The organism is Citrobacter sp. wls710 (genome assembly GCF_005281115.1).
Lineage (GTDB): Bacteria > Pseudomonadota > Gammaproteobacteria > Enterobacterales > Enterobacteriaceae > Citrobacter > Citrobacter werkmanii.
In genome coordinates this window covers 90,741-104,142 of the sequence record NZ_SZXD01000076.1, presented here as the reverse complement: position 1 = coordinate 104,142, position 13,402 = coordinate 90,741, and the positions used below count along the sequence as shown (strand labels likewise).

At 51.7% G+C, this 13,402-nt stretch carries 12 protein-coding genes; 5 read left to right on the top strand and 7 right to left on the bottom strand.

Annotated elements, in window-relative coordinates; all coding sequences use genetic code 11:
* Window positions 1–24 precede the first annotated feature (24 nt).
* The 4 genes from nhaR to dnaK form a co-directional block, all read right to left on the bottom strand.
* Window positions 25–918: a transcriptional activator NhaR gene (gene nhaR / locus FDX14_RS24895; protein ID WP_006686630.1), complete on the bottom strand. Its 894-nt coding sequence runs from the start codon at window positions 916–918 to the stop codon at window positions 25–27.
* Between the two features lie 38 nt (window positions 919–956).
* Complete coding sequence (nhaA, locus tag FDX14_RS24890; protein WP_042312462.1) at window positions 957–2,123, bottom strand: Na+/H+ antiporter NhaA; 1,167 nt, start codon at window positions 2,121–2,123, stop codon at window positions 957–959.
* A 209-nt stretch (window positions 2,124–2,332) separates the two neighbouring features.
* Window positions 2,333–3,466, bottom strand: a complete 1,134-nt coding sequence (gene dnaJ / locus FDX14_RS24885; protein ID WP_003018956.1) for a molecular chaperone DnaJ — start codon at window positions 3,464–3,466, stop codon at window positions 2,333–2,335.
* Window positions 3,467–3,551: 85 nt separating this feature from the next.
* A complete protein-coding gene (gene dnaK / locus FDX14_RS24880) occupies window positions 3,552–5,474 on the bottom strand; it encodes a molecular chaperone DnaK (protein ID WP_137350444.1) in 1,923 nt (640 codons plus the stop codon).
* Window positions 5,475–5,858: 384 nt separating this feature from the next.
* On the opposite strand from dnaK, the gene FDX14_RS24875 reads away from it, so the two are divergent.
* The 3 genes from FDX14_RS24875 (at window position 5,859) to satP (ending at window position 7,726) form a co-directional block, all read left to right on the top strand.
* On the top strand, window positions 5,859–6,263 hold the full coding sequence (locus FDX14_RS24875; protein ID WP_137350443.1) for a DUF2541 family protein: 405 nt from the start codon (window positions 5,859–5,861) through the stop codon (window positions 6,261–6,263).
* Window positions 6,264–6,297: 34 nt separating this feature from the next.
* Window positions 6,298–7,011, top strand: a complete 714-nt coding sequence (gene msyB / locus FDX14_RS24870; protein ID WP_137350442.1) for an acidic protein MsyB — start codon at window positions 6,298–6,300, stop codon at window positions 7,009–7,011.
* A gap of 148 nt (window positions 7,012–7,159) precedes the next feature.
* A complete protein-coding gene (satP, locus tag FDX14_RS24865; RefSeq protein WP_042312473.1) occupies window positions 7,160–7,726 on the top strand; it encodes an acetate uptake transporter in 567 nt (188 codons plus the stop codon).
* A 34-nt stretch (window positions 7,727–7,760) separates the two neighbouring features.
* On the opposite strand, the gene FDX14_RS24860 is transcribed toward satP, so the two are convergent.
* From FDX14_RS24860 to tal, 3 genes are all read right to left on the bottom strand, one after another.
* On the bottom strand, window positions 7,761–9,068 hold the full coding sequence (locus FDX14_RS24860; RefSeq protein ID WP_003829746.1) for an MFS transporter: 1,308 nt from the start codon (window positions 9,066–9,068) through the stop codon (window positions 7,761–7,763).
* Between the two features lie 124 nt (window positions 9,069–9,192).
* On the bottom strand, window positions 9,193–9,780 hold the full coding sequence (gene mog / locus FDX14_RS24855) for a molybdopterin adenylyltransferase (protein ID WP_137350441.1): 588 nt from the start codon (window positions 9,778–9,780) through the stop codon (window positions 9,193–9,195).
* Window positions 9,781–9,890: 110 nt separating this feature from the next.
* Window positions 9,891–10,844, bottom strand: coding sequence for a transaldolase (tal, locus tag FDX14_RS24850; RefSeq protein ID WP_005124064.1), 954 nt, complete (start codon window positions 10,842–10,844; stop codon window positions 9,891–9,893).
* A 274-nt stretch (window positions 10,845–11,118) separates the two neighbouring features.
* On the opposite strand from tal, the gene FDX14_RS24845 reads away from it, so the two are divergent.
* Together FDX14_RS24845 and yaaA are read left to right on the top strand one after the other, a co-directional pair.
* On the top strand, window positions 11,119–12,549 hold the full coding sequence (locus FDX14_RS24845; protein WP_079225540.1) for an alanine/glycine:cation symporter family protein: 1,431 nt from the start codon (window positions 11,119–11,121) through the stop codon (window positions 12,547–12,549).
* A gap of 77 nt (window positions 12,550–12,626) precedes the next feature.
* Window positions 12,627–13,400, top strand: coding sequence for a peroxide stress protein YaaA (gene yaaA, locus FDX14_RS24840; RefSeq protein ID WP_042312480.1), 774 nt, complete (start codon window positions 12,627–12,629; stop codon window positions 13,398–13,400).
* The last annotated feature ends 2 nt before the right edge of the window (window positions 13,401–13,402 follow it).

Here is a 13,402-nt window from a genome sequence, read left to right as displayed (position 1 = left end):
CCGGAAGTCTTACCGTGTTGATGTCTACTGCAGCTTAAATAACGCCGAGTAGTCCGCATTACAAATACGCTGCACCGCCGGATGCTGGATCATCCTTTCCGCAAATATAGCGTGGTACTCCTCCATCACATTCTCCACGCGCCCAATCTCAACAATCGAATCATCGGCATAGAAGTTGTTCGAATAGAGCGTCGGGGCAACGAATATAGCGTTATGCGTTGCACCAAAAGCTTTCATCAGCGCTGCGTCATCAAACTCGCCGAGGATTTCAACGTTCAAGCCTTGTGAGTTAATCCAGTTCAACAGCTTACGACCGAGCATCGAACGACGTCCAGGAATCAGTAATCGACGCTCTTCCAGGCAGGCCGGAAACGGCTTCTCAGGCAAAGGCTGGGTGCACCAAAAACTCACGCCGCATTCGCCTATGCGCACCGAGAACAACCCTTCCTGTTGCGTAGAATCAATCGGACAGTCAGAGATAATCATATCCAGCTTATGCTGGCTGAGTTGATCCAGCAGCATCTCGTGCGTTGATTCAAAACAACGCAGATGGATTTGTTCATCTTCCACCACCGCGGCATCCAACACACGGCTGACCAGCTGTTTGGATAGTGCATCCGCCACACCGACATCAAACAACAAGTTAGACTCTTTGCGGTAGTTCACGATATCCAGCATTTCCTGGCTTAACGTGAACATTTTATCCGCATAACGAAAGACTAACTCGCCCAACTCGCTTGGCTCCAGCCCACGCCCCTTCCGCTTGAACAACTTTCCCTGTAAACGTTCTTCAAGCGCTTTGATCTGCCCGGTAATGGTCTGCGGTGTCAGATAAAGCGCTTCTGCTGCACCAACCACCGAACCTTCTTTATAAACATGCCAAAAGTAATACAGGTGGTTGTAATTTATATGAGACATACTCTCTCCCTGAAAATTGTCACGAAAGGGTTATCCTGTCAGGCGGATGCGTTTAACCGGGTGCGTAACCAGCAGTAACCAATTACCGCCGACAGCAAGGAGCCAATCAGGATCCCCAGTTTCGCCCAGTTAATCAGCTCAGGATCGACATTACCAAACGCCAGGCTGGCGATGAAAATCGACATCGTAAAGCCAATACCGCACAGAATCCCGACCGCCATGATCTGCTGGAAATTCGTTCCTTCAGGTAATTGCGCCAGCTTTAAGCGTAACGCCAGCCAGCAAAACAGGCTGATACCCAGAGGTTTACCAATCAACAGACCTGCAATAATCCCCAACGGTAATACAGAGGTCAGTCCATCAATAGTGACGCCCTGCAGTGAAACGCCTGCGTTGGCGAAGGCAAACAGCGGCAGGATCAGGTATGCCACCCACGGATGCAAAACATGCTCCAGACGCTTTGCTGGTGAACGTCCGTGTTTTTCCTTTAACGGAATGAAGAAACCGACGATCACGCCAGCCAGCGTCGCATGCACGCCGGACTTCAGTACCGCAGTCCATAGCACCACGCCCACCAGAATATAAATTCCGGTACGTCTCACGCCACATAGATTCAAGGCCGCCAGGACAAGAATGGCGCACGCAGCAACGCCCAGCGACAGCAGCGAGAGATCGCTGGTGTAGAACAGCGCAATGATCACGATAGCGCCAAGATCATCGATAATCGCCAGCGCCATGAGGAAGATTTTCAGCGCCAACGGAACACGACTGCCCAACAGTGCCAGCACGCCTAATGCAAAAGCGATATCCGTTGCAGCCGGGATCGCCCACCCTTCACGAGTGATAGGGTCAGCATAGTTAAATGCCAGATACAGCAGCGCCGGGACAATCATCCCCCCGATAGCGGCAATGATCGGAAATGCAGCCTGACGCAGACTGGCCAGCGACCCCTGCATTAACTCGCGCTTTACCTCCAGACCAATCAACAGGAAGAACACCGCCATCAACGCGTCATTGATCCACAGCAGCATATTTTTGTTGATCTCAAGCGCGCCAACCCGCAGTTGAACGGGCGTTTCCAGAAAGGCGTGGTACCATCCACTGGTGATCCCGATATTTGCCATCAACATAGCGACGACGGCTGCGATGATCAGGATGATGCCCCCCGAGGCGTCACTACTAAAAAAACGATGCAGATGTTTCACTTTTATTCTCTCTATTAGGTGAATACTTCGTAAATACTATCTTACACCCTCAAAAAGCTCGTTAAAATTAGATTATTTATGATGAATGATTCGGTTTTTACGATCCAATAAATTAAAGTCGACAAAGATTTTCCGAACGGAAAACAGAAATAAAAAAGCCTGAAACATTTCAGTCCCAGGCTTTTAATCGAAGATTTCTGAGTCGAGAATTAGCGCGTCAGATCGTCAAAGAATTTCTTCACACCGTCGAAGAAACTTTTGGAACGCGGGCTGTTGTTTTCTCCGGTGGGACCGCCGAAGCTTTCCTGCAGATCTTTCAGCAGTTGCTTCTGCTTGTCATTCAGACCAACCGGGGTTTCAACAACTACACGACACAGCAGATCGCCCTGAGCGCCACCGCGAACCGACTTCACGCCTTTCCCGCGCATGCGGAACAGTTTGCCGGTCTGCGTTTCGCCCGGAATTTTTAACTTCACGCGACCGTCCAGCGTTGGGACTTCAATCTCGCCGCCCAGCGCTGCCATCGCAAAGTTAATCGGCACTTCACAGTACAGGTTGTTGCCTTCACGCTCAAAAATTGGGTGCTGTTTTACCTGCACCTGAACGTATAAATCGCCTGCTGGCGCGCCATGCTCACCGGCTTCACCTTCGCCAGACAGACGAATACGATCGCCAGTGTCAACGCCTGCCGGGATTTTAACGGACAGCGTTTTGCTTTTCTCAACGCGACCATGACCGTGGCATTTATTGCACGGATCTTTAATCAGCGTACCGCGCCCCTGACAATGTGGACAGGTCTGCTGTACGGCAAAAAAGCCCTGGCGCATCTGCACCTGGCCGGAACCGTGACAGGTTGGACAGGTCTGCGGTTGAGTACCTGCCTTCGCACCGCTGCCATGGCAGACGTCACACTCTTCCAGCGTCGGAATACGGATCTCTTTGGTGACGCCACGCACGGCTTCTTCCAGAGTGAGATCCATGTTGTAACGTAAATCAGCACCACGTGAGGCGCGCTGACGACCACGACCGCCGCCAAAGATATCGCCAAACACGTCACCAAAGATATCGCTGAAGTCAGCCCCGCCGCCAAAACCGCCGCCGCCGCCCATACCGCCTTGCTCAAACGCGGCATGACCGTACTGATCGTAAGCCGCGCGTTTTTGCGCATCGGTCAGGATCTCGTAGGCTTCTTTGATCTCTTTGAACTTGGCTTCGGCCTCTTTATCACCCTGGTTACGGTCCGGGTGATATTTCATGGCCAGGCGCTTGTAGGCCTTTTTGATTTCACGCTCTTCCGCTGATTTGGAAACGCCTAAAATCTCGTAATAGTCTTGCTTAGCCATCTCTTTTTATCTGCCCCTAACATGCGTGCACGGGCGGAGAGGAAACCTCTTCGCCCGTGCCAGTAATTACCCGTTCAAAGGGCGATTATTTTTTGTCTTTCACTTCTTCAAACTCAGCGTCGACAACGTCGTCATCTTTCGCGTTGTTTGCAGAAGCATCAGCGCCTGCTGCACCAGTCTGCTGCTGTGCGTGCTGCTGCTGAGCGATTTCCATCAGTTTCTGGGAAACCTGTGCCAGCGCCTGCATTTTCGCTTCGATATCCGCTTTGTCTTCGCCTTTCAGAGAAGTTTCCAGCGCGGTCAGTGCAGACTCGATGGCAGTTTTGTCGTCAGCCGGCAGTTGGTCGCCAGCTTCTTCAACCTGCTTACGAGTGCTGTGCAGCAGATGGTCACCCTGGTTACGGGTCTGAACCAGCTCTTCAAACTTACGGTCAGATTCTGCGTTCGCTTCTGCTTCGCGAACCATTTTCTGGATTTCTTCTTCGTTCAGACCAGAAGAAGCCTTGATGGTGATCTTCTGCTCTTTACCGCTGTTTTTATCTTTCGCGGAAACGTGCAGGATACCGTCGGCATCGATGTCAAAAGTTACTTCGATCTGCGGCATACCGCGCGGAGCCGGGCTGATACCATCCAGGTTAAACTGACCCAGATCTTTGTTATCGGCAGCACGTTTACGTTCACCCTGCAGCACGTGGATGGTTACCGCAGACTGGTTGTCTTCAGCGGTAGAGAACACCTGGCTGTGCTTGGTCGGGATAGTGGTGTTTTTCGCGATCAGTGGCGTCATCACGCCGCCCATGGTTTCGATACCCAGAGACAGCGGGGTAACGTCCAGCAGCAGCACGTCTTTCACATCACCAGTCAATACACCACCCTGAACGGCAGCACCGATTGCTACAGCTTCGTCCGGGTTAACGTCTTTACGCGGCTCTTTGCCGAAGAACTCAGCAACTTTCTTCTGGACCATCGGCATACGCGTCTGACCACCAACGAGAATAACGTCGTTGATATCAGAAACAGACAGGCCGGCGTCCTGCAGAGCAACTTTCAGCGGCTCGATAGAACGGTTAACCAGGTCTTCAACCAGGCTTTCCAGTTTCGCACGGGTCACTTTGATGTTCATGTGTTTCGGACCAGTCGCGTCTGCAGTGATGTACGGCAGGTTCACGTCGGTCTGCTGAGCGGAAGACAGCTCGATCTTCGCTTTCTCAGCGGCTTCTTTCAGACGCTGCATCGCCAGCGGGTCATTACGCAGGTCGATACCCTGATCTTTCTTAAACTCGTCAACCAGATAGTTGATCATACGGCTGTCGAAGTCTTCACCACCCAGGTGGGTATCACCGTTGGTTGCCAGAACTTCGAAGGTTTTTTCGCCGTCAACTTCGTCGATTTCGATAATAGAGATATCGAAAGTACCACCACCGAGGTCATACACCGCGATAGTACGGTTGCCGACTTCTTTATCCAGACCGTAAGCCAGCGCAGCTGCGGTTGGTTCGTTGATGATACGTTTTACTTCCAGACCTGCGATACGACCGGCGTCTTTGGTTGCCTGACGCTGAGCATCGTTAAAGTATGCAGGTACGGTGATAACTGCTTCAGTTACCGGTTCACCCAGGTAATCTTCAGCCGTTTTCTTCATTTTTTTCAGCACTTCTGCAGAGATCTGCGGCGGTGCCATTTTCTGACCTTTTACATCAATCCATGCATCACCGTTGTCAGCACCGATGATTTTGTACGGCATGATCGCTTCATCACGCTGTACTTCTTCGTCCTGGAAGCGGCGGCCAATCAGGCGTTTAATCGCAAACAGGGTGTTTTGCGGGTTTGTCACTGCCTGACGTTTAGCCGGCTGACCAACCAGAGTTTCACCATCCTGGGTATAAGCAATGATAGAAGGCGTGGTGCGATCGCCCTCGGCGTTCTCCAGCACACGTGCAGTAGTGCCATCCATAATCGCTACACAAGAGTTGGTAGTACCCAGGTCGATACCAATAATTTTACCCATCTAAACGTCTCCACTAAAAATTCGGTCATCATGTGGTTGTGAATCTGTAATAAGGGCGAAACGTGCGGTTTCAACTACCCTGAATCGTTTTTTTTCAGACTCACCACTGCGGTTGACTACTAAGTGGGGTCGTAACCCACTTCATCAAGGGGGGCATGAAAATTTTTTTTAGCGCAGAAGCAATAAATTTGCCGAAAAAAGGCACAAAACTACAAAAAATGAATAATCGCCAATCAAAATTAATTCATAAAACCGATTAATATGGCATTGTCATTCACACAAAAATTGTAATAAAAAGAAAAGATTACGTGAATGAATCGTTTTTATGTCGGCGGTAAAATAGTGCGAAGCCACACACTTTTGCAGCCGTCAAAGAGAAATTCCATGAAATCCGTTTTAACCCTTTCCGCCAGCCTGCTAATGGGCCTGCTGCTGAGCAGCGCCGCGCACGCTAACGATCATAAAGTTTTGGGTATGATTGCCATGCCCCGTAATGAAACCAACGATCTGACCCTGAAACTTCCCGTTTGTCGCGTGGTGAAACGCATTCAACTCACTGCCGATCATGGTGATTTACAGCTCAGTGGCGCATCTGTTTATTTCAAGGCTGCCCGCATGTCCAGCCAAAGTCTGAATGTGCCTTCCTCCATCAAAGAAGGGCAAACGACCAACTGGATCAACATTAATAGTGACAACGACAATAAGCGCTGCGTCAAAAAAATCACCTTCTCCGGCCATACGGTGAACTCCTCTGATATGGCGACGCTGAAAATCATCGGCGACGACTAATTCCGCACACTTTTATTCAGAAGCCATAGAAAACATGAATGTCACGTATTTGAATGACGACGACCTCGACTTTCTTCAGCATTGTAGTGAGGAGCAACTCGCCAATATTACCCGCCTGCTCACGCATAATGAAAAAGGGAAAGCCCGTCTGTCGAGCGTACTAAACCACAACGATTTATTTAAATCGATGGAAGGACACCCGGAACAGCACCGCCGCAACTGGCAACTGATCGCCGGCGAACTTCAGCATTATGGTGGCGACAGCATTGCCAATAAACTTCGTGGCCATGGAAAGCTGTATCGGGCGATTTTGCTGGATGTTTCGAAGCGCTTGAAGCTTAAAGCCGACAAAGCGATGTCCACGTACGAAATTGAACAATATTTGCTGGAACACTTTCTACGGAATGCCTGGCAAAAAATGGATGCCAGGCATAAGCAGGAATTTCTGCAGGCGGTCGATGCAAAAGTCTCTGAACTGGAAGAGTTACTGCCGCTATTGATGAAGGATCGCCATCTGGCGACTGGCGTTTCTCACCTGCTCTCCAGCCAACTCACTCAGATCCTGCGTACCCATGCCGCAGTGAGCGTCATTGGGCATGGATTGCTACGCGGTGCTGGGCTTGGCGGCCCGGTCGGCGCGGCTTTAAACGGGGTTAAAGCGGTGAGCGGCAGCGCCTATCGCGTGACGATTCCGGCGGTGCTACAAATCGCCTGTCTGCGCAGAATGATCAACAGCGCACAAGCGTGATGCCCATCACAGGGAAAATAATTCATTTTCCCTTCGTTAGATCATAGACAGTGCCCTCTCCCCTGATTATTATGCCGCGCCCCGAAGACAGTGATCGTTATTTGGGGAAACTATTTCACCATTCAATCAATGATGATTTTGAGGAATTATGGGCAACACTAAGTTGGCTAATCCGGCACCGCTGGGCCTGATGGGCTTTGGCATGACCACCATTCTGCTTAACCTGCATAACGCGGGTTTCTTCGCCTTTGACGTTATTATTCTGGCGATGGGCATTTTCTACGGCGGTATCGCGCAAATTTTTGCCGGGCTGCTGGAATATAAAAAAGGCAACACCTTCGGTTTAACCGCCTTTACCTCCTACGGCTCGTTCTGGCTGACGCTGGTTGCGATCCTGATCATGCCGAAAATGGGCCTGGCGGATGCGACCAATGGTCAGTTCCTGGGCGTATACCTGGGTCTGTGGGGCGTCTTCACACTGTTCATGTTCTTCGGCACGCTGAAAGCTGCTCGTGCGCTGCAATTTGTCTTCCTGAGCCTGACGGTGCTGTTCGCACTGCTGGCCGTGGGCAACATTGCAGGTAACGAAGCGATCATCCACGTTGCTGGCTGGGTTGGCTTAGTGTGTGGCGCAAGCGCCATTTACCTGGCGATGGGCGAAGTGCTGAACGAACAGTTTGGCCGTACCATCCTGCCGATTGGTGAAACGCACTAATCTTACGCTATCCCCCCGAACGGGGGGATATTCCTTACAAGCGCTGTAACTCTCCCTGCACACTGGTATCGCGATGATAAATATCTTGTCGCAGCCAAATCCCCAGTCCTAACCCCACCAGCGATAGCGCCAGTACATACCAGGCTGGAGCCATTGGCGACACGCTCATTAACATCGTCACGGCGATTGGTGTCAGACCACCAAAAATGGCGTACGAAACGTTGTAAGAAAACGAGATACCGGTAAAGCGGACTTCCGCTGGAAACGCTCGTACCATGACATAAGGCACAGCCCCCACCACGCCAACGCACAAGCCCACCAGCCCATACAACAAAAACAAATGCTGAGGATGGCTACCGGTCAGATGATAGAAAAACCAGCTCGAACAGGCCAGCAGCAGGCTACCGACAATAAAGGTTTTGCTGGCGCCAACCCGGTCGACAATAAACCCGGCCAGCAGACAACCGACGCACAGCATAATGGTCGCGACGCTGTTGGCTTGTAAGGTCAATGCTGGCGCAAAGCCATACTGCTTTTGCAACCAGACTGGCGACATCAGGATCACCACCACAATCCCGGCCGATAAAAGCCAGGTCAGCAGCATGGAAATGACCACCGCTTTTTTATGTTTGCTCACCACCGACTTCACCGGTAGTTCTTGTGCCAACGCTTTACGCTGCTGCATTTCGAGGAAGATAGGCGTTTCCTGCAGCCAGCGGCGCAGATACATCGCCACCAGCCCAAACACGCCGCCCAGCAGGAAAGGAATACGCCAGCCGTAGTCATGCACCGCTTGCTGCGTCAGGCTGGTGTTCACCAACGTTGCAACCACCGAACCCAGCAGAATCCCCACAGTAAGCCCGGCGGTCAGCGTTCCACAGGCAATGCCGATGCGACGCTCCGGTACGTGTTCCGCCACGAACACCCACGCCCCCGGCACTTCTCCCCCAATGGCAGCCCCCTGCAAAATGCGCATCAGTAATAACAGTAACGGCGCAAGGATCCCCATGGAGGCATAGGTAGGCAACAAACCAATCGCCAGCGTCGGTATCGCCATCAGCAAAATGCTCAGGGTAAACATTTTCTTGCGTCCGACCAGGTCGCCAAAATGCGCCATAATGATGCCGCCCAATGGGCGCGCCAGGTATCCGGCGGCAAAAATGCCGAAGGTTTGTACCTGACGTAGCCATTCAGGGATATCTGCCGGGAAGAAAAGTTCGCCAACAACAGCGGCAAAGAAGACGAAGATAATGAAATCATAAAACTCAAGCGCCCCGCCGAGAGCAGCAAGCGTAAGGGTTTTATAATCCTGGCGATTTAGCGGTCGAGTGTGTTGTGACATAGCAAACCATGAGTCAGTGGAGTAATTGATTATGTCTGTCGATATATGTAAAGCAAAAATTACTATATCGTAAACAATTCAATACTCCACCTTCATTGTTACTTATATCACGAATAGTCTACTTTCAGGCATTTATATCGCGTATTGCGCTTTTAGGGCGAAAAGATGCTACAACTGCCGGTGCAGTTTCGACATAAGGCCCATCTAACAGCTGTATACAATACGGTACACTTGCAAAGATACCTGGCACAATTACCTTACCCTCGGCATCTTTCACGCCTTCCAGCGTTTCTTTGATCGATTTCGGCTGCCCAGGCAGATTCAGGATCAGCGCCTGTTTGCGAATCACCCCAACCTGACGGGAAAGGATTGCGGTTGGCACAAAGTGCAGACTTATCTGGCGCATTTGCTCACCAAAACCTGGCATCTGGCGGTCAGCTACGGCCAGCGTAGCGTCTGGCGTTACGTCGCGACGTGCCGGACCCGTTCCGCCGGTCGTCAGCACCAGATGACAGCTCATTTCATCAACCAGCTCGCATAAGGTTTGTTCGATGATCGCCTGTTCATCCGGGATCAACCGCGTTTGCAGCTCAAAAGGGGTCGTAAGGGCTGATGCCAGCCACTCTTCAAGGGCCGGGATACCTTTATCCTGGTAAACGCCGCTGGAAGCACGGTCAGAAATGGACACCAGGCCAATGCGTAAAGTATTCATGATTATTCCATTTAAACAGTCTCGTTAAACAGAATGATACACTGCGAAAGGAAGGACAGACAGGTTTCAGAAGAGGTAGCGTGACCCCAGTCAGGGCCACGCCGAAATGATTACAGCAGATCGCCGATCATTTTTTCCAGTTTACCCTGGTCTACAGCAAACTTACGGATACCGTCCGCCAGTTTGTCTACAGCCATTGGATCCTGGTTGTGCTGCCACAGGAACTCAGCTTCTGTGATACGTGCCGGACGCGCTTTCACTTCGCCAGAGAAGGACAGTTTACGTTCGATAGCACCTTCGCTTTCCGCCAGCTCTTTCAGCAGAGCCGGTGCAATCGTCAGACGATCGCAGCCCGCCAGCTCGATGATTTCGCCGATGTTACGGAAGCTCGCGCCCATAACTACGGTTTCGTAACCGTGCTGTTTGTAGTACTCGTAGATTTCCGTTACGGAAACCACACCCGGATCTTCTGCCGGTGCATACTCTTTCTTATCGGTATTGGCTTTGTACCAGTCAAGAATACGACCAACGAACGGAGAAATCAGGTATACGCCAGCTTCTGCACATGCACGCGCCTGCGCGAAGGAGAACAGCAGGGTCAGGTTACAGTTGATGCCTTCTTTTTCCAGCTGCTCAGCAGCACGGATGCCCTGCCAGGTTGAAGCCAGTTTGATCAGAATGCGATCGTTGCTGATGCCAGCATCGTTGTACAGTTTAATCAGACGTTTTGCTTTCGCGATGGATGCGTCGGTGTCGTAGGACAGGCGAGCGTCAACTTCTGTGGAAATGCGACCCGGGACCAGTTTCAGGATCTCCAGACCGATGTTTACCGCCAGTTTGTCGGTCGCGTCGACGACCTGCTGCGCGCGGTCGTTGCTCTGCTGCTTAGCCCAGGCTACAGCGTCATCAATCAGCTTGCGGTATTCCGGGATCTGCGCTGCGTTAAGAATGAGAGAAGGGTTAGTTGTGGCATCCTGAGGCTGATACAGCTTCATTGCCGCGATGTCTCCGGTGTCGGCCACTACTGTGGTGAACTGACGAAGGGAGGTCAATTTGTCCGTCATGATAGCGATTCTCTTTAAACAGCTTGTTAGGGGGATGTAACCGATCTTCCCTGATGATAGCACGACGCACTCTCAGCGCAACCGCCTGGATTGTCCTACCTGCCGCTCAGCCCTGATTACGCATCCCAAAGCCTGAGATGCGCAATTAAGGGGTATACCTATTGTTATGATAAACTCCCGCAATCAATCTGCTTATAAGGTATATACTGGTCGATAATTGGTAGCGCTTACATGGGATTATTCGCGCTTACCGGCATCAACAAGAGGGATGTTAATGCCTGATTTTTTCGCATTTATTAATGAAATACTCTGGGGATCGGTGATGATCTACCTCCTGCTTGGCGCAGGATGTTGGTTCACCTGGCGCACGGGGTTCATCCAGTTTCGCTACATTCGCCAGTTTGGCAGAAGTCTTAAAAACAGCATCAACCCGCAACCGGGCGGTTTAACCTCCTTTCAGGCTTTATGCACCAGTCTTGCCGCGCGGATCGGCAGCGGAAATCTGGCGGGCGTGGCGTTGGCAATCGCCGCAGGCGGCGCGGGAGCCGTTTTCTGGATGTGGGTCTCGGCAGTCATTGGTATGGCAACCTCGTTTGCCGAATGCTCACTTGCGCAACTGTATAAAGAACGCGATAGCAAGGGACAGTTTCGTGGCGGTCCTGCGTGGTATATGGCGCGTGGGCTGGGTATGCGCTGGATGGGCGTGCTTTTTGCCATCTTTTTACTCATCGCATATGGGCTGATTTTTAACAGCGTGCAGGCAAACTCGGTCTCGCGCGCACTTGCTTTTGCCTTTGACATCCCTCCCCTCTTCTCCGGTATCGCCCTGGCTATCGCATCATTACTGGTCATCGTCGGCGGTATTAAAGGCGTTGCCCGTCTGATGCAATGGTTTGTTCCGGTAATGGCTCTGTTGTGGGTCGGTTGTAGCCTCGTCATCTGTCTATGGCATTTCGCTCAGCTTCCCGACATTATCATGACCATCGTTAAAAGCGCCTTTGGCTGGCAGGAAGCCGCCGCCGGCGCCGCCGGATACACGCTAAGCCAGGCCATTGCCAGCGGCTTTCAACGCGGTATGTTCTCGAATGAGGCCGGAATGGGCTCAACGCCGAACGCCGCCGCCTCGGCTGCGTCATGGCCTCCGCATCCTGCGGCACAAGGCATTGTGCAAATGATTGGTGTTTTAGGCGATACGCTGATTCTCTGTACGGCCAGTGCGATGATCGTTCTGCTGGCGGGTAATGGCACCAGTTCCATGCCCATTGAAGGCATCCAGTTGCTGCAGAGAGCGATGGTCTCGCTGACGGGTGAATGGGGTGCCGGATTCGTCGCCTTTATTGTGATCCTCTTTGCCTTTAGCTCTATCGTCGCCAACTACATCTATGCGGAAAACAACCTTGTTTTCCTGAAGCTGGACAATATCCGGGTAATTTGGCTATTACGTATCGCGACCGTGAGCACCGTTGTCGGCGGCACATTACTCAGCTTCCCGCTGCTCTGGCAACTTGCCGACATCATCATGGCCTGTATGGCTATCACTAACCTGACGGCGATTTTACTGCTCTCGCCGGTTGTCCATACCCTCGCCAGCGACTATCTACGCCAGCGTAAACTCGGAGTGCGCCCGGAATTTGATCCGCGCCGTTATCCTGATATCAGACAGCAGCTTGCGCCTGAAAGCTGGGATGAAACGCCGCGTGATTAGCGCGGCAATCGCAACCATCGATCAATTCTGTCCATTTTTTTGCTAAAGTCGCAGTAAATTTCCTGCAAGGACTGGATATGCTGATTCTGATTTCACCTGCAAAAACGCTCGACTACCAAAGTCCGCTGGCAACCACACGCCACACGCTGCCTGAACTGCTGGATCACTCGCAGCAGCTTATTCACGTGGCGCGCCAACTCTCCGCACCGCAGATTGGCAAGTTGATGGGAATTAGCGACAAGCTGGCTGATCTGAACGCCACCCGTTTCCATGACTGGCAACCCGATTTCACACCGGAGAATGCGCGTCAGGCTATTCTGGCGTTTAAAGGCGACGTCTATACCGGGCTGCAGGCTGAAACCTTCAGCGAAGCGGATTTTGACTTCGCTCAGCAGCATTTACGCATGTTGTCCGGGCTGTACGGCGTGTTGCGTCCGCTGGATTTGATGCAGCCTTACCGTTTGGAGATGGGCATTCGTCTGGCTAATCCAAAGGGTAAAGATCTTTACCAGTTCTGGGGTGATACCATCACCGACAAACTTAACGAAGCACTGGAAGCGCAAGGTGACAGCGTGGTGATTAACCTCGCCTCGGATGAGTATTTTAAATCCGTGAAGCCGAAAAAGCTGAACGCCGAACTTATCAAACCGGTCTTCCTCGATGAGAAGAACGGTAAGTTCAAAGTCATCAGCTTTTATGCCAAAAAAGCGCGTGGCCTGATGAGCCGCTACATCATTGAAAATCGCTTAACGCAGCCAGAGCAACTGACGGCATTTAACAGTGAAGGCTATTTCTTTGATGAAGAAGCGTCAGGGAATGGCGAACTGGTGTTTAAACGCCACGAGCAGTAGTG

Bases quoted from the DNA above. Each gene is read 5' to 3' on its own strand.
- nhaR (WP_006686630.1), bottom strand. From the start codon at position 918: ATGTCTCATATAAATTACAACCACCTGTATTACTTTTGGCATGTTTAT.
- dnaJ (WP_003018956.1), bottom strand. From the start codon at position 3,466: ATGGCTAAGCAAGACTATTACGAGATTTTAGGCGTTTCCAAATCAGCG.
- dnaK (WP_137350444.1), bottom strand. From the start codon at position 5,474: ATGGGTAAAATTATTGGTATCGACCTGGGTACTACCAACTCTTGTGTA.
- FDX14_RS24875 (WP_137350443.1), top strand. From the start codon at position 5,859: ATGAAATCCGTTTTAACCCTTTCCGCCAGCCTGCTAATGGGCCTGCTG.
- msyB (WP_137350442.1), top strand. From the start codon at position 6,298: ATGAATGTCACGTATTTGAATGACGACGACCTCGACTTTCTTCAGCAT.
- satP (WP_042312473.1), top strand. From the start codon at position 7,160: ATGGGCAACACTAAGTTGGCTAATCCGGCACCGCTGGGCCTGATGGGC.
- FDX14_RS24860 (WP_003829746.1), bottom strand. From the start codon at position 9,068: ATGTCACAACACACTCGACCGCTAAATCGCCAGGATTATAAAACCCTT.
- mog (WP_137350441.1), bottom strand. From the start codon at position 9,780: ATGAATACTTTACGCATTGGCCTGGTGTCCATTTCTGACCGTGCTTCC.
- tal (WP_005124064.1), bottom strand. From the start codon at position 10,844: ATGACGGACAAATTGACCTCCCTTCGTCAGTTCACCACAGTAGTGGCC.
- FDX14_RS24845 (WP_079225540.1), top strand. From the start codon at position 11,119: ATGCCTGATTTTTTCGCATTTATTAATGAAATACTCTGGGGATCGGTG.
- yaaA (WP_042312480.1), top strand. From the start codon at position 12,627: ATGCTGATTCTGATTTCACCTGCAAAAACGCTCGACTACCAAAGTCCG.